The 19873-nt window shown below is 62.9% G+C and carries 19 protein-coding genes; 12 read left to right on the plus strand and 7 right to left on the minus strand.

Going from position 1 to position 19873, the window contains the following annotated elements; translation table 11 throughout:
- From AC6CDK_RS11285 to AC6CDK_RS11305, 5 genes are all read left to right on the plus strand, one after another.
- Positions 1-2484, plus strand: a 2484-nt coding sequence (locus AC6CDK_RS11285) for a putative Ig domain-containing protein (protein WP_496639834.1), incomplete at its 5' end; no start/stop codon positions are given.
- Between the two features lie 200 nt (positions 2485-2684).
- On the plus strand, positions 2685-3338 hold the full coding sequence (locus AC6CDK_RS11290; protein WP_039643974.1) for a lysophospholipid acyltransferase family protein: 654 nt from the start codon (positions 2685-2687) through the stop codon (positions 3336-3338).
- Complete coding sequence (gene rnhA / locus AC6CDK_RS11295; RefSeq protein WP_039643976.1) at positions 3322-3771, plus strand: ribonuclease HI; 450 nt, start codon at positions 3322-3324, stop codon at positions 3769-3771. Before AC6CDK_RS11290 ends, rnhA begins: the two co-directional genes overlap by 17 nt.
- A 16-nt stretch (positions 3772-3787) precedes the next feature.
- The gene (locus AC6CDK_RS11300) at positions 3788-4093 is read left to right on the plus strand and encodes an HNH endonuclease (protein ID WP_039643978.1); all 306 of its coding nucleotides are present in this window, start codon (positions 3788-3790) and stop codon (positions 4091-4093) included.
- Complete coding sequence (locus AC6CDK_RS11305) at positions 4083-4715, plus strand: HAD family hydrolase (RefSeq protein WP_039643981.1); 633 nt, start codon at positions 4083-4085, stop codon at positions 4713-4715. The genes AC6CDK_RS11300 and AC6CDK_RS11305 overlap by 11 nt, the downstream gene beginning before the upstream one ends.
- 28 nt (positions 4716-4743) lie before the next feature.
- Here the strand turns inward: AC6CDK_RS11305 and pfkA are convergent, their stop codons facing one another.
- Genes pfkA through AC6CDK_RS11320 form a run of 3 tightly spaced genes read right to left on the minus strand, consistent with a single transcriptional unit; the run spans position 4744 to position 9573 of the window.
- A complete protein-coding gene (gene pfkA, locus AC6CDK_RS11310; RefSeq protein ID WP_039643982.1) occupies positions 4744-5703 on the minus strand; it encodes a 6-phosphofructokinase in 960 nt (319 codons plus the stop codon).
- Positions 5700-7022, minus strand: coding sequence for a replication-associated recombination protein A (locus AC6CDK_RS11315; protein ID WP_039643984.1), 1323 nt, complete (start codon positions 7020-7022; stop codon positions 5700-5702). The genes pfkA and AC6CDK_RS11315 overlap by 4 nt, the downstream gene beginning before the upstream one ends.
- Positions 7023-7059: 37 nt before the next feature.
- Positions 7060-9573, minus strand: coding sequence for a glycogen/starch/alpha-glucan phosphorylase (locus AC6CDK_RS11320; protein ID WP_066357272.1), 2514 nt, complete (start codon positions 9571-9573; stop codon positions 7060-7062).
- Between the two features lie 138 nt (positions 9574-9711).
- On the opposite strand from AC6CDK_RS11320, the gene AC6CDK_RS11325 reads away from it, so the two are divergent.
- From AC6CDK_RS11325 to AC6CDK_RS11355, 7 genes are all read left to right on the plus strand, one after another.
- Positions 9712-10566 carry an NAD(+)/NADH kinase gene (locus AC6CDK_RS11325; protein ID WP_039643988.1) on the plus strand — a complete coding sequence of 285 codons (855 nt, stop codon included), beginning with the start codon at positions 9712-9714 and terminating at the stop codon, positions 10564-10566.
- Positions 10566-12242 carry a DNA repair protein RecN gene (recN, locus tag AC6CDK_RS11330; protein ID WP_039643990.1) on the plus strand — a complete coding sequence of 559 codons (1677 nt, stop codon included), beginning with the start codon at positions 10566-10568 and terminating at the stop codon, positions 12240-12242. The genes AC6CDK_RS11325 and recN overlap by 1 nt, the downstream gene beginning before the upstream one ends.
- A gap of 67 nt (positions 12243-12309) precedes the next feature.
- On the plus strand, positions 12310-12639 hold the full coding sequence (locus AC6CDK_RS11335) for a hypothetical protein (protein ID WP_039643992.1): 330 nt from the start codon (positions 12310-12312) through the stop codon (positions 12637-12639).
- The gene (locus AC6CDK_RS11340) at positions 12629-13483 is read left to right on the plus strand and encodes an HDOD domain-containing protein (protein WP_039648175.1); all 855 of its coding nucleotides are present in this window, start codon (positions 12629-12631) and stop codon (positions 13481-13483) included. The genes AC6CDK_RS11335 and AC6CDK_RS11340 overlap by 11 nt, the downstream gene beginning before the upstream one ends.
- Positions 13473-14393, plus strand: coding sequence for a GGDEF domain-containing response regulator (locus AC6CDK_RS11345; protein WP_039643995.1), 921 nt, complete (start codon positions 13473-13475; stop codon positions 14391-14393). Before AC6CDK_RS11340 ends, AC6CDK_RS11345 begins: the two co-directional genes overlap by 11 nt.
- A gap of 45 nt (positions 14394-14438) precedes the next feature.
- On the plus strand, positions 14439-14888 hold the full coding sequence (locus tag AC6CDK_RS11350) for an N-acetyltransferase (protein WP_039643996.1): 450 nt from the start codon (positions 14439-14441) through the stop codon (positions 14886-14888).
- Positions 14889-14897: 9 nt separating this feature from the next.
- Positions 14898-16238: a TldD/PmbA family protein gene (locus AC6CDK_RS11355; RefSeq protein WP_039643998.1), complete on the plus strand. Its 1341-nt coding sequence runs from the start codon at positions 14898-14900 to the stop codon at positions 16236-16238.
- 104 nt (positions 16239-16342) lie between these two features.
- On the opposite strand, the gene AC6CDK_RS11360 is transcribed toward AC6CDK_RS11355, so the two are convergent.
- The 4 genes from AC6CDK_RS11360 to AC6CDK_RS11375 all read right to left on the minus strand — a co-directional run bounded on the left by AC6CDK_RS11360 (position 16343) and on the right by AC6CDK_RS11375 (position 19792).
- A complete protein-coding gene (locus tag AC6CDK_RS11360; protein WP_039644000.1) occupies positions 16343-16849 on the minus strand; it encodes a chemotaxis protein CheX in 507 nt (168 codons plus the stop codon).
- A gap of 94 nt (positions 16850-16943) precedes the next feature.
- Entirely contained in the window at positions 16944-18248 is a 1305-nt protein-coding gene (locus AC6CDK_RS11365; RefSeq protein ID WP_192905055.1) for a TRAP transporter large permease, read from the minus strand.
- Complete coding sequence (locus AC6CDK_RS11370; protein WP_192905054.1) at positions 18245-18727, minus strand: TRAP transporter small permease; 483 nt, start codon at positions 18725-18727, stop codon at positions 18245-18247. Before AC6CDK_RS11370 ends, AC6CDK_RS11365 begins: the two co-directional genes overlap by 4 nt.
- Positions 18728-18757: 30 nt before the next feature.
- Positions 18758-19792 carry a TRAP transporter substrate-binding protein gene (locus AC6CDK_RS11375; protein ID WP_192905053.1) on the minus strand — a complete coding sequence of 345 codons (1035 nt, stop codon included), beginning with the start codon at positions 19790-19792 and terminating at the stop codon, positions 18758-18760.
- Positions 19793-19873: the final 81 nt, after the last annotated feature.

A 19873-nucleotide genomic window follows, 5' to 3' on the forward strand; every position in this document is an offset into this window, starting at 1 on the left:
CTCGGCATCAACCTCACCTATGCCGGGGGCAGCGGCGCGCCGACAGCCGCCGGGAGCTACCCCGTCGTCGCCACGGTCACCGATGCCAACTACAGCGGCAGCGCCACGGGAACACTCGCAATCGCCCGTGCCGTTCCCGCCATCAACTGGGCCGAGCCGGCAGCGGTCTATGCGGGCACGACCCTCGGGTCGAGCCAGCTCAACGCCACTGCCGACGTAGCAGGCAGCTTCAGCTACAATCCCGCAGCCGGCACCGTTCTCTCCACCGCGGGCCCGGTCACCCTGACGGCCACCTTCACGCCCGCCGATGCCGTCAACTACACCACGGCCACCAAGAGCGTGAGCATCATCGTCACTATGGCGCCTCAGCAGCCTCCAGCCGTTATAAAGCCTGCGGACCAGACCAGCGACAAGGACGTAATGGTCAACCTCCAGATCCAGGCGATCGACGCAGATGGCGATGCCCTCACCTACAGTGCCACTGGGCTGCCGACAGGTCTCAGCATCAACAGTGCTACAGGTCTCATCAGCGGCATCCCCACCACTGCGGGAACCTACACGATAACCGTTTCCGTGACCGATGGAACGGCTACGACCAGAACGACCTTTACCTGGATGGTCATCATACCGCCGACTGCTCCGGTGGTAACCAAGCCCGCCGATCAGGCCAGTCCCGAGAATGGCAGCGTCAGCCTCCAAATCCAGGCCACCGATGTCAACGGAGACAGCCTCACCTACAGTGCCGCCGGCCTGCCGCCGGGCCTCACCATGAACAGCAAAACCGGCCTGATCAGCGGTAACATACCTTACTGCAGCTCCGGTACCTACCCTGTGACCATAATGGCCAAGGACCCGGGTAACCTCAGCGGCAGTACCATGTTCTCATGGGTGGTAACCAAAACCAACGTCGCGCCGATAGTGACCAAGCCTGCCAACCAGAGCAGTACCCTGAACAATGGCGTGAGTCTGCAGATCCAGGCCACTGACCTGAATTGCGGCGACAACCTCATTTACAGTGCCTCGGAGCTTCCCTCCGGCCTTGCCATCAACTCCGGTTCGGGTCTCATCAGTGGCACCGCCACCGTCGCCGGGACGTACAATGTCGTTGTCACTGTGGGAGACGGCATGACGACGTCAAGTACAACATTCAGTTGGACCGTGAATGGTCAGGTCGCCAACGATCCGCCGGTGATCATCTCCTCCCCGATCCTGATCGCGGAAAAGGAGAAGGCGTACCGCTACGACGTCAACGCCGTTGATCCCAATAACGACGCACTGACCTACCGGCTCGTCCAGCGTCCCTCGCGCATGACCATCAATTCCTCCACGGGTCTTATTTCGTGGACGCCCGAAGATTCCGGCAGCTACGCGGTAACGGTAGAGGTGGCGGATGCAAAGGGGTTGAAGGCGACCCAGAGCTATACGCTCCGGGTCGTAAACAGCAACAGCGCTCCAACGGTTACGAATCCCGGCAATCAGACGTCATGGGAAGAGAAACCGGTTACTCTCCGGATCAAGGCCAGCGACAGTAACGGCGACAGGATTTTCTACAGCGCCACGGGCCTTCCTCCCGGTATCGGCATTGATGAATCCACCGGGCTCATCAGCGGCACCATCGCTGCCGGAGCCGCGGTCGGCAGCCCCTATTCGGTCTCGGTAACCGTTACCGACACCCTGAAGAGCAACCGTACCAGCTTCAACTGGACGGTGCGGGCAGCGGGGAGCAATACCCCGCCGGCCGTGAGCAACCCCGGCGCGCAAACAGGCGCCGAAAATACCGCCGTCAGACTGCAGATCAGCGCAGCCGATGCGGATGGCGATCTTCTGAGCTTCAGCGCCACGGGGCTGCCGGCCGGGCTCGGCATCAACGCGGGCACCGGTCTCATCAGCGGCACCATCGCTGTCGGTGCCGCAGCAACTGGCCCCTACACCGTAACCGTGACCGCCAGCGACGGGATAGCCTCGACCAGCGCTGTCTTTGCCTGGACAGTGGCCCCTGCGGTCGTCAACCAGCCGCCGGTCATCACTTCTGTCCCGGCAGCGGCGGCGGTTCGGGGCAAGACCTACCGGTACGACGTGAACGCAACGGACCCCAACGGCGATACCGTTACCTACAAACTGGTGACGCGCCCCTCGGGAATGAGCATCAGTTCTTCGACCGGACTCATCCAGTGGACACCAAAGGATACGGGTACCTATCCGGTCAAGGTCGAAGTGTCCGATGCCAAGGGACTGAGGGCGTACCAGTCCTTCACCGTGACCGTGTATCGCAGGATTTCCGATGTCCCCGCTGGGGCGGTCACCGGCTTCAGTGCCCAATCGCTGACGGACGTCTTTGACGCAAACGGCGGCGGGGCGGTGAACCCCGGCAATGCAAGGCGGATGCTCAAGGAGGGGGGAGCCGACTCCCTCATCCCGGATAGTAACGGCAACGGCAGGATTGATGGCCACGACATCCGGACATATCTGGGCGAGATGCGCTGATGGTGCCGGACGTGACTGACGGTTCGTCCTGATCCGGACCCTTCGTGGAGAGATGACAAGAAGAGGGGGGCATGACATGCCTCCCTCGTTCTTTTTCGGCACGGCATCGAATCCGGCGCTCCCGTGACGGGCAGCATTACCGTTGCCGTTATTTCCGGAACCATGCTATAAGATAACAACATCTGCACAGAGAGGCTCATTTGAAGGTATCGTTTCTTCGTCGGTTCTGGGTGACGTTTTCCGCATTTGTCGTCGGCAGCTACGCATCGCTCATCAACAGGTTCCGCGTCAAGGGGGCGGAGCATATACCCCCGAACGGCGGCGTCCTCATCGCATCCAACCATATCTCGGCTTACGAGACCATCTTTCTCCCCTGGGCGATTCTGCGCTCCCATCCCTTCCGGATGGTCTGGGCTCCCGCCAAGGAGGAGCTCTTTGCCAAGCCTTTTCAGCGTTTTCTGTACAGCTCCTGGGGTGCCTTCCCGGTCAAGCGGGGCAGGGACGTCCGCGCCGGCAAGGCCATCAACGATCTGCTCCGGACCGAGAAGGTGATGCTCTTTCCTGAGGGGACCCGCCACAAGGACGGCGTGCTCGGCAAGGGGAACCGCGGGGTCGGCAAGATCATCTACGACACCCGGGTCGCCGTCGTCCCCACGGCCCTCATCGGGCTTAACCGTTGGAAGTTCCCCGGCATGGGGCAGGAGGGCATGGTGGTGTTCGGCGCCACCCTGAACCTGGACGATCTCTTTGCCCGGGAGGATTGCAAGGAAACCCACCAGTTGATCGTGGACCGGGTGATGGATGCCATTGCCGAACTACTCAAGGGGGAGGGTGCCTATGTCGGCAGAAGTTGAGATATTCTGCGACGGCGCCTGCAGCGGCAATCCCGGAGTGGGGGGATACGGTGCGATCCTGCGGTACGGCAGCGCGGAAAAGGAACTTTCGGGCGCCGACGGCGACACGACCAACAACCGGATGGAGCTTACCGCGGCCATCAAGGCGCTGGAGGCCCTCAGCCGTCCCTGCGCCGTGACGATCACCACCGATTCCCAGTACCTGGTGAAGGGAATGACCGAATGGCTTTCCGGCTGGGTGCGGCGGGGGTGGGTGAACAGCAGGAAGGAGCCGGTCCTGAACCGCGATCTCTGGGAGCGGCTCATGGAGCTGACCGGGAAGCATCAGGTCCGGTGGGTCTGGGTACGGGGCCACAACGGGCACCTGGAGAACGAGCGATGCGATGCCTTGGCTCGCCGTGCCATCGATGCATACCGGAACGGACGCCGGTAGCCTGTGACAGGTAGCTATGACCTATTTCGTGGTGGAAATGACGGAGCAGGAGATCCGGCGGGAGAAGGACAAGGCCCGTGAGCTGCGCAGGAGCCGCTGGTGGCAGACGGTGATCAGCCGGCGTACGTGCCACTGGTGCGGGGGGGATTTCCCGCCCGAAGAGTTGACCATGGACCACGTGGTTCCCATCGTGCGCGGCGGCAAGAGCAGCAGGGGAAACGTGGTGCCCGCCTGCAAGGAATGCAACAACCGGAAGAAATACCTCCTCCCCCTGGAGTGGGAAGAGTATCTCGAAAAGGCGAGGAGCGGCGGTGAGCAGTAACGGCGGGGCCATCAAGGCGGTAATCTACGATTGCGACGGGGTGATGTTCGACTCCTTCGAGGCGAACCTCGCGTTCTACCAGCGGATCATGGAGATGATGGGCCGCCCCCCGCTCAGCAGGGACAACGGGGAGCAGATGCGCATTCTCCACACCTACGCCAATCGGGAGGTGCTGTCCCATCTTTTCCCGTCACCCGGCGACTGGGAGGAAGCGGTCCGGTGTGCCGGCGCCATCGACTACCGGGAACTGGTCCCGCTCATGATCATGGAGGAGGGATTTCGCGAGACCCTCGACACCCTGAAGGGGAGGGTGGGGCTCGGCGTCTGCACCAACCGGTCGACCTCCATGGACTTGGTGCTCCGGTCGTTCAGCCTCGACTCCTATTTCAGCATCGTCATGACCGCGTCGCGGGTGGCGAACCCGAAACCCCACCCGGAACCCCTGCTGAAGGTGCTGGAACACTTCGGCATCGATCCGCGGGAGGCTCTGTTCGTGGGTGATTCCGAGGTGGACCGGCTGTCGGCCAAAGCTGCAGGCGTCCCCTTCGTGGCCTACAAGGCCCCGCTCCCCGCTGCCTACCGGATGGAGCACCATCGCGAGATTATGGATTTCCTCGGTTGACCGGCGCCGCACGGCGCCGGCCCCCTCCTCACACGCCCAGCACTTCGGCCAGCCGCAGCACCTCGTCCTGGGGACGCTTTTCGCCCTTGATGACGTCCTCCAGGGGGGTGGCGAGGACCGCGTTGCAGGAGAGCCCCACCATCACTCCCCAGGTTCCCGCCACAAGCAGTTCCACCGATTTCTTGCCGAAGCGGCTCGCCAGCAACCGGTCGAAAACCGTCGGTGCGCCGCCCCGCTGGTAGTGCCCCAGCACCGTCGCCCGCGTCTCGAAGCCAATGGCGTCCTTGATGCTGTCGGCGATTTCTCTGCCATGGCCGGCCCCCTCAGCCAGGATGATGATGGCGTTGTCGCGCCCCTCCTCGTAGCGTGCCCGCAACTGCTGGCAGATCTCGGCCAGATCGTATTCCCGTTCGGGGACCAGGGCGTATTCGGCCCCGGTGGCGATGGCGGAGATGCTGGCCAGGTAGCCCGAGTTGCGCCCCATGACCTCGATGACGAAGGCCCGCGCATGGGAACTGGCCGTGTCCTTGATGCAGTCAACGGCGTAGATGATGTTGTTGAGGGCCGTATCGACCCCCAGGGACATATCGGTGAACGGGATGTCGTTGTCGATGCTGGCGGGAATGCCCACCACCGGCACTCCCAGGCCGTGAAGGGCCAGGGCGCCGGTGAGCGATCCGTCGCCTCCCATTACCACCATCCCCTCGACGCCGAGGGCTTTCAGGTTGTTCAGGGCCGTGCGCTGGCCTGCCGGCGTCTTGAACTCGGGGGACCGGGCCGACTGGAGAAAGGTGCCCCCCCGGTGGAGGATGCCCGAGACCGCCTTGGTGTCCAGGGGGATGGCATCTCCTTTCATGAGTCCCAGATAGCCCTTGCGGAAACCGACCACTTCGATGTTCATGCGGATTGCCGTGCGCACCGCGGCCCGGATGGCGGCGTTCATGCCCGGGCAGTCGCCGCCGCTGGTGAGTATGCCGATCTTTTTCATTCCCTGTCGTTCTCCTTCACGGTACGGATGTAGTCCATGCGTTCTTTTATGGTCTTCTCATAGCCGTGCCCCTGCGGGGCATAGAATCGTTTCCCCTCAAGCCGTTCCGGTAGATAGTCCTGGGCGGCGTAGCCCCCTTCATGGTCATGGGCGTATTTGTACCCCTTGTGGTAGCCCAGGTCCTTCATGAGCCGTGTGGGCGCATTACGGATGTGAAGCGGCACGGGCAGGGCGCCGCTTTTCCGGACTTCAGCCAGGGCCGCGTCGATGCCGACGTAGGAGGCGTTGGACTTGGGCGCGGTGGCCAGGTAGGTGACGGCCTGGGCCATGATGATCCGTCCCTCGGGCATGCCCACGAGCTGGAACCCCTGGAGTGCTGCAACGGCCACCTGGAGCGCCCGGGGGTCGGCGTTGCCGATGTCCTCGCTGGCCAGGATCACCATCCGGCGCAGGATGAAGATCGGGTCCTCGCCGGCCTCGATCATGCGGGCGAGCCAGTAGAGGGCGCCGTCCGGGTCGCTGCCGCGCATGGACTTGATAAAGGCCGAGATCACGTTGTAGTGCTCTTCGCCCCCCTTGTCGTAGAGCAGCGGCTTTTTCTGAATCGCCTCGCGGACGGCTTCCAGGTCGATCCGGCCGTTTTTCGCCAGCCGGGCTGCCGTTTCAAGGGTGTTCAGGGCGACCCTGCCGTCGCCGCCCGACTGCTCTGCCATGAGGGCGAGGGCATCGTCGTCCGCGGCAAGGCCGCTCGTGCCGAGGCCGCGTTCCGGATCGGCCAGGGCGCTCCGCAGGATCTGCCCCACTTCTTCCTGTGAAAGCGGATTGAGCACGAGCACCTTGCAGCGGGAGAGGAGCGGCGCCACCACCTCGAAGGAGGGGTTTTCGGTGGTGGCGCCGATGATGGTGAAGGTCCCCCGTTCCACGTAGGGGAGGAATGCGTCCTGCTGGCTCTTGTTGAACCGGTGGATCTCGTCCACGAAGAGAATGGTGTTACGGCCCCGGTACTTCTTTTCCTCCTCCGCCTCCTTTACGATCTCGCGGATCTCCTTGATCCCCGAAAGAATGGCGGAAAAGAAGATGAAGTGCGATTTCGTGGCATTGGCGATGACCCGGGCAAGGGTTGTTTTGCCCGAGCCCGGAGGGCCCCAGAAGATGAGAGACGTGAGGGTATCCGACTCGATCAGCCGGCGCAGGAGTTTCCCCACGCCCAGCAGGTGGTCCTGCCCCACGTACTCGTCCAGGGTGCGGGGACGCATCCGTTCGGCAAGGGGAGCGTCCTTCAGGGTTTCGGCGGCAGCGGAGGCATCAAAGAGGTCCATGTCGCGCTCGTGTCCGATTGTCCGCTGGCCGCCGTCCCTACGCCGGGCCGTCATGCTTGCGGAACTCGAGGACTGGCCGGACTTCCACCGGCTCTACACCCCAAATGTCGCGGGCGTACTCGGCTATGGTCCGGTCGCTGGAAAACTTGCCCATGCCGGCACAGTTGAGGATCGCCCTGCGGGCCCACTCGTCCGGGTCCAGGTAGAGCCGGCTCACCTCTTCCTGGCAGGCCACGTAGGAGGCGTAATCGGCCAGGAGCATGTAGTTGTCGCCCTGGTTGAGAAGGACGTCGACGATGGGGCGGAAAAGGTCCGGCGTGGCCGGCGAGAAGAATCCTTCGGCAATCTGGTCCAGCACCTGTTTAAGCTCGGGGATCCGGTGATAGTAGTCCCTCGGGTCGTAGCCCCGCCGGTGCAGCTCATCCACTTCACCGGCGGTCATGCCGAAGATGAAGATGTTTTCGCGCCCCACTTCCTCCATGATCTCGATGTTTGCCCCGTCCAGGGTGCCGATGGTGAGCGCCCCGTTCAGGGCGAACTTCATGTTGCCGGTGCCCGACGCCTCGGTGCCGGCAGTGGAGATCTGCTCCGAGAGATCCGCGGCAGGGAATATCTTCTCCGCCAGGGATACGCTGTAGTTGGCCAGGAACACCACCTTGAGGCGGTCTCCCACGTCCGGGTCGTTGTTGACCACGTCGCCGACCGCATTGATCAGCCGGATGATGAGCTTGGCCAGGGCGTAGGCCGGTGCCGCCTTGCCGCTGAAAATGACGGTGCGGGGAACGAAGTCTCCCGTCGGGTCGGCCTTGATCCGGTTGTAGTGCGTGATGACGTGGAGCACGTTCAGCAACTGCCGCTTGTATTCGTGGATCCGTTTCACCTGGCAGTCGAAGAGGGAGTCCGCATTCACCCGGATGCAGTTGTGCCGGAAGATGTAGTCGGCCAGCCGCTTTTTGTTCTCCTGCTTCACCCGCTGCCAAGCATGGACGAACTCCCGGTCCTCCGCCAGTTCCGCCAGTGTGTGCAACTGGTCCAGATCGGTGATCCAGCCGTCGCCGATGGCGCGGCTGATCAGTCCCGCCTGGTCGGGGTTGGCGCTCTTCAGCCAGCGGCGCTGGGTGATGCCGTTGGTCTTGTTGTTGAACCGCTCGGGCCACATCTCGAAAAAGTCGGTAAATACCTTTTCCTTGAGGATGTCGGTGTGGAGCGCTGCCACGCCGTTCACCGAGTGGCTGCCGACTATGGCCAGGTGCGCCATGCGGATCTTGCGCTCCCAGTGCTCTTCCACCAGGGACATCCGCTCCAACCGGCCCGTGTCGCCCGGGAAGCGCAGGCGGACCTGGGCCAGGAACCGGTCGTTGATCTCGTAGATGATCTGGAGGTGGCGGGGGAGAATCTGCTCCAGAAACCAGACCGGCCACTTTTCCAGGGCCTCGGGCAGGATGGTGTGGTTGGTGTAGGCAAAGGTCCGGGTGGTGATGTCCCACGCGGTATCCCAGTCGAGGCGTTCCCAGTCCATGAGCAGCCGCATCATCTCTGGAATGGCCAGGGAAGGATGGGTGTCGTTCAACTGGATGGCCACCTTGTCGGGAATGAGGCGCAGATCGCTGTGATTCTTGCGGAAGCGGTAGATCACGTCCTGGATGGTGGCCGAGGCGAGAAAATACTCCTGCTTGAAACGGAGCTCCTTGCCCTCGGGGATGTGATCGGCCGGATAGAGTACCTTGGATATGTTTTCGGAGAGCATCTTCTTTTCAACGGCCCGGATGTAGTTCCCTTCGTTGAAGAAGGTCAGGTCGAAGTCCCGCGAGGACTTGGCCGTCCACAGCCGCATGGTGTTCACGGAGTTGGTGCCGAAGCCGGGGATCGGCGTGTCGTAGGCCATGGCCATGACATCTTCGGTGTCGATCCAGGCGAAAATGGTGTTCCCCTCCGCATCCTTGCGTTCCACGACCCGGCCGTAGAACTTGACCGGGTGGAGGTGCTCCTGCCGGTCAAGCTCCCAGGGGTTGCGGTAGCGGAGCCAGTTGTCCGGATATTCCACCTGGGCACCATCCACGATATTCTGGCGGAAGATGCCGTACTCGTAGCGGATGCCGTAGCCGTAGCCCGGAATCCCCATAGTGGCCATGGAGTCGAGGAAGCAGGCGGCGAGCCGGCCCAGGCCGCCGTTGCCGAGCCCCGCGTCCTGTTCCTGGTCGATGAGGACATCCAGGTCGAAGCCGAGGGAGTTCATGGCGTCGCGGAAATCGTCCAGCAGCCCCAGGTTCACGAGGCTGTTTTCCAGGGTCCGCCCCATGAGGAATTCCATGGAAAGATAGTAGACCCGCTTGGGGTCCTGATTGTAGTAAGCCTGCTGGGTGTCGAGCCATCGCTCCACCATCCGGTCGCGGACCGCATAGGCCAGGGCGTTGAAGATGTCATGCCGTGTTGCCGAGTATTTGTCCTTGCCGAGGGTGTACTCCAGGTGTTCCAGAAAGGACTTGATGATGAGCATCAGGGTGTCGAGTTCGGCGGACTGTTCGGGCGGGGGAAGCTTCTCGTTCATCATGGGGGCACCTTTCTATAGGGAAAACAACCAGATATCACGGGCAGGCCCAGGCGCTAAACAACCGAATTTCCATTGGACATGCCATCTGATCTGTGTTAGTAAAACTCAAGTTTATACCATATCCGGAAGGCCGCACGAATGAAAAAAATCGCCATCTTCGCCAAGGTCCACGATCCCCGCTGTCAGGGGGTGGCGAGCGAGCTGATCGCCTGGCTGGAGGCACGGGGTCTGATCCCGCTGGTGGAGGCCCATCTGGCGCGTCATCTGGGGGGACGGCAGGGCATCGTTCCCGAGGATATCCCCGTCCTGGCCGACATGGCGGTGGTCCTGGGCGGCGACGGCACCCTCATCTCCGCGGCGCGGCTCATCGGGTCCCGCCAGATTCCCATCCTCGGCGTCAACCTGGGCAGTCTCGGCTTTCTGACCGAGATTACCCTGGACGAACTCTATCCGGTACTGGAATCCTGCCTTTCGGGCGATTTCCAGGTGACCGAGCGGATGATGCTCGCCGTGTCCGTGGAGCGCAGCGGCGAGGAAATCTGTTCCCACCGGGTCCTGAACGATGTGGTCATCAACAAGGGAGCCCTTGCCCGGATCATCGACATGGAGACGGAGGTGAGCGGCATCCGGCTCACCACTTACAAGGCCGACGGCCTCATCATCTCCACTCCCACGGGCTCCACCGGCTACAGCCTTTCGGCCAACGGGCCCATCGTTCATCCGTCACTGGAGTGCATCACCATCACTCCCATCTGTCCCCACACCCTCACCAACCGTCCCATTGTGCTCGAGTCGAGTTCTGGGGTGACCGTCAGGCTCCGCTCCAAGGACGAGGACGTCTACCTGACGCTGGACGGGCAGGTGGGGATGGAGCTGAAGTGCGGCGACGCGGTGCACGTGCGCCGGGCGGCCCACAGGACCCGGCTCGTCATGTCCCGCAGCCGCAACTACTTCGAGGTGCTCCGGACCAAGCTCAAGTGGGGGGAGCGGTAGTGCTGACCGATCTCTCCATCAGGAACCTGGCCATCATCGATTCCCTTCACGTATCCTTCGACCGGGGGCTCACCGTTCTCACGGGCGAGACCGGCGCGGGCAAATCGATCATCATCGATGCCGTGAACCTCATCATGGGGGGGCGCGCCTCGGCTGAGCTGGTCCGGACCGGCGAGGAAGAGGCCACGGTGGAAGCCCTCTTTTCCCTGCCTGTCGATGGGCCACTCGGGCAGCGGTTGGCGGAGATGGGGCTCGACTGCAACGGCGAGCTGCTGGTGAAGCGGGTCGTGTCCCGGTCGGGACGCAACCGGGTCTTCATTGGCGGCGGCCTCTCCACCCTGGCGATGCTGTCGGAGATCTCCCGCGAGCTCGTCAATATTTACGGCCAGCACGAGTCCCAGACCCTGCTGCGTCCCGAGAACCATCTGAGGCTGCTGGACGGTTTCGCCGGCCTCGATTCCCTGCGGGCCGGCTATGCGGCCATCTTCGACCGGTACCGGGAGACCGAGGCCCGGCTCAGGGAACTGGACGAGGGTGAGCGGGAGGCTGCCCGGCGCCTGGACCTCTTGAGCTTCCAGGTGGAGGAGATCCGCACCGCGGCCCTGGCGCCGGGCGAGGAGGAGGCCCTGGCCGGGGAGCGGGAATTGCTCGTCAATGCCGAGCGGCTCAGCCGGGGGAGCGAAGAGGCCTATGAGGCCCTGTACGGCGACGAGTCCTCGGTTCTGCACCTGCTCGCCCGCGTGAAGGGGAGGGTTGCCGAAATATCCGGCGTTGATGCCTCGCTGGCCCCGTTGCTGGACGTTGTGGAGTCGGCGGCGGCCCACCTGGAGGATGCGGCCCTGACCCTGCGGGGCTACGGCGCGCGCATCGAAGCCGACCCGGCCCGGCTGGACGCGGTGGACGAGCGGCTCGATCTGATCCGGCGCCTGAAGAAGAAGTACGCGCCCACCGTGGAAGAGATCATTGCCTATGGCGAGGAAGCGGCCCGGGAGATGGGTCTGCTCCTCAACCGCGACCGGACCCGCAACGATCTCGACCGGGAACTGGAAACCCTGGCCGGCCGGGTGAGGGAAGCGGGGCACGGGCTCTCGGCAAAGCGGCACGAGGCGGCAAAGCGGCTCAAGGCCGCCATGGAGCGGGAGATCCACCAGCTCGCCATGAGGCACGCCCTGTTCGACGTGGCATTGGAGGAACTGCCCGAGCCCCGCCAGACGGGGCTCGACAGCGTAAGCTTCCTGTTTTCCCCGAATCCAGGGGAAGAACCGAAGCCCCTGGCGCGGATTGCCTCCGGTGGGGAGCTTTCGCGGCTCATGCTGGCCCTCAAGCAGGTCCACCCCGAGAGCGACGTGCCGACCCTCATCTTCGACGAGGTGGATACCGGCATCGGCGGCGCCACATCGGCCCTGGTGGGGGAGAAGCTCAAGCGGGTGAGCCGTGCCCAGCAGGTCCTCTGCATTACCCATCTCCCCCAGGTTGCCGCCTTTGCCGATCGGCACTACAAGGTGGAAAAGCGGGTTGAAGGCGGACGGACCGCCACGGCGGTCACCCCCCTTGAAGGGGAGGGCCGGGTGGCGGAAATGGCGCGGATGCTCGGTGGGGTGACCATCACCGGCACCACCCTCGACCATGCCCGGGAGATGATCGATGGCGCCCGCAGAGCCGCTGCCGGGAGCTGATACTCGCGCCGGCGCCGTTATCTGGTACACTTGTGCGGATGTGTAATTTTCATGAGGAGCGAGGCAGATGCAGACCATTCCCATAGCCCTCGCCGCGCCGGACATGGTTCTGGCCCGGGAGGTGAAGCGGGCCGACAATCCACAGGGCCCACCGATCTGCGGCAAGGGAACCGTTATTACAGCGGCCCTGTTGGAGCGGCTGCGCAATCTGGGGGTGAAGACCCTCACCGTTGAGGGCAGGCCGGTTGAGCTCGAAGGGGAAAAGACCCTGGACGACATGCTGGCCGATCTGGACCGGCGTTTCAGCAAAGTGGAGGGGAATCCGCTCATGCAGCGGCTCAAGGAGTTGTTCCGGGCGGGCATCGTCCGCTCCGTGGAGGGTGGCGGTGAACGATAAGCGGACCGAGATTTTCGAGATTATCCGTGACACGAGCACGCTCCCGACGCTGCCCGGCATCGTGACCCGGCTCCAGGCCCTATCGGAAAACCGCAAGTCAACCATCCAGGAAATGGCGCAACTCGTCTCCTCTGACCAGATCCTGTCGGCACGGGTGCTGCGCCTGGTGAACTCCCCCTCCTACGGGTTCTACCGGGTTTCCACCATCTCCAACGCCTTGATCCTCCTGGGCGTGAACGTCATCAAGAGCCTGGCGCTCAGCTCCTCCATCTTCGAAATCATGGAAAAGACCATCGTGGGGCTTTGGGAGCACTCCCTCGGAGCCGGCGTGGCTGCGAACATCATCGCCCGCCGCCTGAAGCTCCCCGAGGTGGAGGAAATCTCCACGGCAGCGCTTCTGCACGACATCGGCAAGGTGATCATCAAGGAGAAGTGCCCCGAGGACTATGCCCGCGTCGCCATGCTCATGGAGAGGAAGGGGCTGGCCATGCTGGACGCGGAGCGGGAGCTGCTGGGAACCGATCACGCGGAGGTGGGGGAGTGGCTCGTGCGGAGCTGGTACCTGCCGGACAAGCTGAGTGAGCCCGTGGCCTGTCACCACGACGTGGCCCGCTCGTCGACCCACCAGGTGAAGACCGCCGTGGTCCATCTGGCCGATGTGCTCGTGAAAGCCAGCGGCTTCGGTTTCAGCGGCGACGAGTATGTCCCCCAGATCCAGCCCGAGGCGTGGCAGAGGCTGGGCATGACCGAGAACGACCTGGCCGTCATCGTGGAAGAGTTGGAGGACAGGCTGATCGAAACGAAAAACTTCAGTCTGGAGATACAGGCCGTCGATGAGATCTGATCTGAGAATAGCCATCGTTGCCAATGAAAAGCGGGGGGACGGCAATATCGAGCTCCGCCTCCAGAGCAAGGGGTATCAGGTGGTGACCCTGACGACCCCCTCCAGCGTCATGGGGTTCATCTACTCGGATCCCCCCGACGTGATCCTCATGGATCTCTCCTCGCCCGACGAGGCGTTCCTGGGCATTATCAGGAGCCTCAAGGACGACTTTTTCTTCAGCACCATTCCGGTCATCGGCATGATGCCGGAGCCGGCGGCCGAGTTTTTCGACTGGGAAGAGTATCCCCTGGATGATTTCGTCACCTTCCCCCTCAACTTCCGGGAGCTTTTCACCCGCATCGTTCTGTCGCTGCGGCGGCTGCGGCGGGTTTTCGACAACAATCCCCTCACCAGGCTGCCGGGCAACACCTCCATTCAGCGCGCCATCGAGCAGACGGTGGGCAAGCCCATGGCGGTCTGCTATGTGGACATCAACCACTTCAAGCAGTATAACGATGTCTACGGCTTCACCCACGGCGACGAGGTCCTGAGGATGCTCGGCCGCATCGTGTCCAACGCCGTGAAGGACGCGGGCGACGGGTTCGCGGGGCACATCGGCGGGGACGACTTCGTCTTCATCGTCCCCTTCGACCAGGCCGAGGCGGTTGCCGGGCGGATCATCGCCAACTTTACGGCCGTGGTTTCGGAGCTCTTCAACGAGGAGGAAAAGCGCAACGGCTTCTTCCTGGCCCACGACCGCAAGGGGAACGAGGAGAAGGTCCCCCTCATGGGGGTCGCCATTGCCGTCGTTCCCACGGACTCTCCCAAAATCGGCCACTACGCCAAGGTGGCCGAGGTGGCGGCAGAGCTCAAGACCCTTGCCAAGCAATCCCACAAGAGCTGCTTTGTCGTTGACCGACGCAAGTTCTGATCCGTTTTTCCATCTTCATTCCATCACGCAAGGAGATACCGCGCCATGCTCCGCAAGGCCCAGATTGCCGACGTCAAGGACATACAGAAGCTTCTCACCCACTTCGCCAGCCGGGGCGATATGCTCTCCCGCTCACTGTCGGAGCTGTATGAGGCGATCCGCGATTTTTACGTCTGGGAGGAACACGGGGTGGTGCTCGGCGCCGCGGCCCTCCATATCATGTGGGAAGACCTGGCGGAGATCCGGTCCGTGGCCGTGTCCGAGGATGCGGGGCGCAAGGGGATCGGTACCATGCTCGTGCAGGCCTGTATCGACGAGGCCAGGCAATTGGGGCTCAAGCGCGTATTCTGCCTCACCTACAAGCCCGATTTCTTCGGCAAGTTCGGTATGAGGATCGTGGACAAATCGGAGTTGCCCCACAAGGTCTGGACCGACTGCATCAAGTGCGTCAAGTTCCCCGACTGCGATGAAATCGCGATGATTCTCGATCTCTGAGAGGTTGCCATGGATACCGCCGGCATGATCAGCGCCGTTCAAGACCTACTCGCCAGCCGTTCCCTGGACGGGTGGGAAATAACCGCCGCAGCGTCGCGCATTCTCTCCATCGAGGTAAAGGAGCAAAAGGTCGATACGTTCAAGTGTTCCGCCCCGCTGGGAGTGAGCGTGCGCGTGCTGAAGAACGGCGGCATGGGGTTCTCCTTTTCCACGAGCATGGCGCCGGAGGACCTGGCGCGCATGGTGGACAACGCCCTGGTGGGTGCCGAAAGCCAGACCCCTGACCCGGACCACGGTTTCCCCGACCCGCCGGCGGCATATCCCGATGTTCCTGGACTGTTCGACGACGGGCTTGCGACCGTGGCCGAGGAGGCAAAGATCGCCGTCGCGCTGGACCTCGAGCGGCTTACCCTGGCGGCCGACCCGCGGGTGCGGAAGGTGCGGAAAGCCACCTACGGCGATTCCATGGTGGAAACCATGGTGGTCAATTCCCGGGGCGTCAGCGGCCGCTACCGGGGAACATCGGTGTCAGCCAGCGTGACGGCCGTTGCCGAGGAAAACGGCCAGTCTCAGATGGGATGGGATTTCGATTTCTCGTCCCGCTTCGGCGGCATCTCGGTGGAGCGGATCGTTGCCGGTGCCGTTGCCAAGGCGACCGGGCTCCTGGGCGCCGCCACGGTGCCGACCATGCGCTGTCCCGCAGTGCTCGACACCTACGTGGCCACCGAGATTCTCGAAGTGCTGGCGCCGGCGTTTCTGGCCGAGAACGTCCAAAAGGGCAAGTCGCTCCTGGCCGGCAAGCGGGGCGAGATGATCGTTGCACCGCTGCTCACCATCCGGGACGACGGTACCCTGCCCGGTGGCATGGGAACCGCTCCCTTCGATGCGGAGGGAGTGCCCAAGCGGAATACGGTCCTGGTGGAAAGCGGGCGCCTCGTCGGCTACCTCTACGATACGCTCCGGGCGCGCAAGGAAGGGGTCGCCTCCACCGGAAACGCCATTCGCAGCGGCATCAAATCGCCGCCGCACATGGGGGTATCCAATCTCTTCATCGAGAACGGCACCGAATCTCCCGAAGCGCTCCTGGCGGGAATCCCGCGGGGGGTGCTGCTGACCGAGGTGATGGGGATGCATACCGCCAATACCATTTCGGGCGATTTCTCCGTGGGCGCGGCCGGCTTCCTGGTGGAGGACGGGCGCGTTGTCCGGCCGGTGAAGGGGATCGCCATCGCGGGCAACATTCTGGAGCTGTTCAGGGGGGTCGAGGCGGTGGGAAATGACCTGCGCTTCTACGGTACCGTGGGCTCGCCGTCGTTGCGGATTGCCGCCCTGGACGTGAGCGGGGAGTAAGTCCGGCCGCGCCGCATCGTTTTTCGCGTATCCGACAAAAACAGCCGCCCGGCATGACCGGTGCGGCTGTTTTTGTCTGTGGTGCGTACGGTTTGGTTTCGCTGTTACATGTACACCATGACCCGGAGGGCGAACTTGCCGTCCAGGCTCATGAAGGGGATGGTAACCCCCTTGCACTGGACATTCATGCTGGAGCTGCCGCCCGACTGATCCTGCGACGACCCCTCGGCAACGGTGCGCAGCATGCCGGATACGATGAGGGGGAGCCCCAGGGCCACGTTGCCGTACTGCTCATGATATTTGGTCTTGAACACGCCGGCGATGTTGTTGGTCAGTTCACCGATGGCATCCCTGATGGATTCCTCGTCGGGCTCGTCGATCATCAGCAGTTCCTTGGCGATCGTGACCGCTGCGGTGCTCTCTGCCGCCAGAATGATATAGCCCACCCGGTCGCCCGCAACCCCGACGATGCCGACCACGTCGGAATCGACGGGGTCAACCTTCCGCTCAACTTTTCCTGCGAATATGTCTACGCTCAGGTAGTTTTTGAAGGTGTCCTGGGTGGCGGACATGATGGTGAACATGATTTCTTCGAAGGTGATTGCAGACATGGGCGCTCCCCTTGATCAGTGGTTTCTGAGTTTTCTCATCGCCCCGCAGCCGGAAAACTTTAACAATTTTTCCGGCTGCGGGGTCACGGTTCCGTTACTTCACCAGGTCGGCCAGCACGAGCACCGTCCAGTAGGGGGACGCCATGAGGATGGCAATGGAGGCGATATAGGACGGCATGTAGTAGAGGCCGCTGCGAAAGACCGTGCCGAGGGGGATGCCCGACATGCCGGATACCACGTAGCAGCAGATGCCGATGGGGGGCATGATGGACCCCATGGTGGTCACGATGGTGATCACCTGGCCGAACCAGATGGGGTCGTAGCCCAGTTGGGTCACCAGCGGGTAGAAGATGGGGAGCGACACCAGCAGGAACGCCAGGGCGTCCATGATGCAACCGCCGATGATGTAGCAGGCCAGGATGACCCAGAGGACCATCCAGCGGGGAAGGTCCAGCGAGCTGATCCACTCGGCGGTTTCATAGGGAAGCCGCGTGATGGTCAGGAACTTGGCGAAGATGACCGCGCCGGCCACGATCATGAAGACCATGCAGGAGATGCGCAGGGTGTCAACGAATGCTCCGGCCAGTTTCTTCCAGGTGAGTTTTCTGCGCAGGCCGCAGATTACGAGGGCCAGGAAGCAGCTCACTGCCGCTGCCTCGGTGGCGGTCACCACGCCGGTGAACAGGGCGTACATGATGATGGCGAAAAGGATCAGGATGTCGATTGCCTCGGGCAGGGCGGCGAACCGCTCCCCCCAGCCGCTTCTGGGCCCCTCGGGTCCCCAGTCCGGGTGGCGGCGGCAGATCCAGACTACGGTCAGGAGGATGAGAGTCGTCAGGATGGCGCTGGGGATGACGTTGCCGAAGAAGAGCTTGCCGATGGACTGGCCCGTGTAGAGCCCGTAGACCACCAGCACGATGCTCGGGGGGATCAGGACCCCCAGGGTTGCGCCGGCAGCCACGGAGCCGGCGTTGAGCAGCGGATGGTACTTGTATTCCTTCATGGCCGGAATCGCCACGGCGCTCATGGTGGCGGCGGTGGCGGTGTTGGATCCGCTGATGGCCGAGAAGGCCGCCGATGCCAGGATCGTGGTGATGGCAAGGCCGCCGCGCTTGTGGCCGAACCACTTGTAGGTGGCGTGGTAGAGACTGTTGTTGTAGCCGGCGTAGTGGACGATTTCCCCCACCAGGATGAACAGGGGGATGACCGTAAGGCCGTAGTTGGAAAAGCTGCCCCAGAGTTCGCTGCCGAGCATGGCCAGGGCCGCGTCCCAGGTGGTGACCGTGGCCATGCCGAGAAAACCGACCATCATCAGAGTGAAGGCTGCGGGAATCCGTAGCACGAACAGCATGAAAAACATGACACCGATGCCATAGACGCCGATAATGGGACCGCTCACTCCTCACTCTCCTTGCCGCGCAATACCGTTTTCATACAATCAATGAACGACACCCCGGCCAGCACGCCGAAACCGGCAGCCACCACGTAGACAAAGGGGTAGTAGGTCAGCTTCAGCGTCTCGGACAACTCTCCCGACAGGCGTAGCTTGTCGCCCCAGACCCACACCTGCCAGGCGGCGATGCCGAACAGCCCGCAGGTGACGGCATGGTTCACCGCGTCGAGCAGCCGCTTGACCGGCGCCGGAAAGCGCTCCGACAGGATGTCGACCACGATGTGGTCCTTGCGGCGCTGGGTGTGCCCCAGGGCACCGGCAATGACGATGGCGCCCAGGAACGAGACGATCTCGTAGGTACCGGCAAAGGGGGCCCGGCCGATCCGGGACGCCACGTTGCCGGTGGCCAGCAGCACGAGCGCCAGGAGCGCCACACCGCCGACGACCATGAATGCCTTGGAGATGATGCCGAATACACGTTCCATGATTACGTCCGGTCCCTGATCCCCGCGTTCCTACCGCGTTTCCTTCGCCGGTGTCTCGTACTTCTTCCGGAAGGCCTGGACATCCGCCACGATCTGCTTGCCGTTCAGCCCCTGGGCGCTCACCTTTTTGACATAGTCATCCACCATGGGGGAGAGGAGCGCGTTGATCTGTTTCTGGTCGGCGGCCGGCAGGGTGAACACCTGGTGCTGGTAGCCCTTCTTCGCCCAGGCGAGAGATTCCTGCACGTGGCGGTCGGCGTACTCGCCGGTCCATGCGGCCTGATCGCGGGAAAGACCGTCCAGGGCCTTCTTGACGTCGGCGGGGAGCGAATTCCACTTGGACTTGTTCATGACCACCGCAAAGGAAACCACCGGCAGGTTGGCGATGGTCGCGTAGGGGGTGTAGCTGGCGAACTTGAGATCCTGGAGAATTTCAAGGGAAGAGATCATCCCCTTGACGATTCCCTTCTGGATGGCTTCGGGGGTCTCCGATTGGGGCATGGCCACCGGCACCGCCCCCAGGCGCTTGGCCACTTCGGCGCTTGTGCCGGCCACGCGGAGTTCCATCCCCTTCAGGTCGGCCAGGCGTCGTACCGGCGCCTTGGTCATGAAGTTGGTGGGAGGGCAGGTGAAGACCGTCAGTACTTTTACCTTTTCAAACTCTCTGGGCTTGTACTTTTCGATCAGGTCGTAGAGAACCAGGCTTGCCACCCTGGCGCTCGTGAAGCCCAGGGGAAGGTCCACCGCTTCGGACACGGGGAAGCGCCCCGGCTGGTAACTCATGGCGAAGTTGCCGATGTCGGCGATGCCGGAGGTAACCCCCTCGAACATGTTCTTGGCGTTGAGGAGCGTGCCGCCGGGGAAGGTCTTCACCTTCACCCTGCCGCCGGTCCGCTTTTCCACTTCCTTGGCCCAGCGCTCCATCTGGACGCCGGGGAAGGTGGCCGCGGGCGGGAAGTTGGCGTAGGTGAGGGTGATGGCCGACTGGGCGCGGGCCGTGCCGGCTGCGGGGGCGAGCGATGCCAACAGCAGCGCGAGGAGCATGAACAGGGTGAACCGTTTCATTGGGGGACCTCCCGGGCGTGATTGGGTTTCATGATATCGAACATGAATTTAATTAATGCGGCATGGAGAGATTGCTTTTGT

The sequence above is a fragment of the Geobacter sp. PheSNFMC genome (assembly GCF_059620965.1).

Bases quoted from the DNA above. Each gene is read 5' to 3' on its own strand.
- rnhA (WP_039643976.1), top strand. From the start codon at position 3,322: ATGTCGGCAGAAGTTGAGATATTCTGCGACGGCGCCTGCAGCGGCAAT.
- AC6CDK_RS11300 (WP_039643978.1), top strand. From the start codon at position 3,788: ATGACCTATTTCGTGGTGGAAATGACGGAGCAGGAGATCCGGCGGGAG.
- pfkA (WP_039643982.1), bottom strand. From the start codon at position 5,703: ATGAAAAAGATCGGCATACTCACCAGCGGCGGCGACTGCCCGGGCATG.
- AC6CDK_RS11315 (WP_039643984.1), bottom strand. From the start codon at position 7,022: ATGGACCTCTTTGATGCCTCCGCTGCCGCCGAAACCCTGAAGGACGCT.
- AC6CDK_RS11320 (WP_066357272.1), bottom strand. From the start codon at position 9,573: ATGATGAACGAGAAGCTTCCCCCGCCCGAACAGTCCGCCGAACTCGAC.
- AC6CDK_RS11325 (WP_039643988.1), top strand. From the start codon at position 9,712: ATGAAAAAAATCGCCATCTTCGCCAAGGTCCACGATCCCCGCTGTCAG.
- AC6CDK_RS11335 (WP_039643992.1), top strand. From the start codon at position 12,310: ATGCAGACCATTCCCATAGCCCTCGCCGCGCCGGACATGGTTCTGGCC.
- AC6CDK_RS11345 (WP_039643995.1), top strand. From the start codon at position 13,473: ATGAGATCTGATCTGAGAATAGCCATCGTTGCCAATGAAAAGCGGGGG.
- AC6CDK_RS11350 (WP_039643996.1), top strand. From the start codon at position 14,439: ATGCTCCGCAAGGCCCAGATTGCCGACGTCAAGGACATACAGAAGCTT.
- AC6CDK_RS11355 (WP_039643998.1), top strand. From the start codon at position 14,898: ATGGATACCGCCGGCATGATCAGCGCCGTTCAAGACCTACTCGCCAGC.
- AC6CDK_RS11360 (WP_039644000.1), bottom strand. From the start codon at position 16,849: ATGTCTGCAATCACCTTCGAAGAAATCATGTTCACCATCATGTCCGCC.
- AC6CDK_RS11370 (WP_192905054.1), bottom strand. From the start codon at position 18,727: ATGGAACGTGTATTCGGCATCATCTCCAAGGCATTCATGGTCGTCGGC.
- AC6CDK_RS11375 (WP_192905053.1), bottom strand. From the start codon at position 19,792: ATGAAACGGTTCACCCTGTTCATGCTCCTCGCGCTGCTGTTGGCATCG.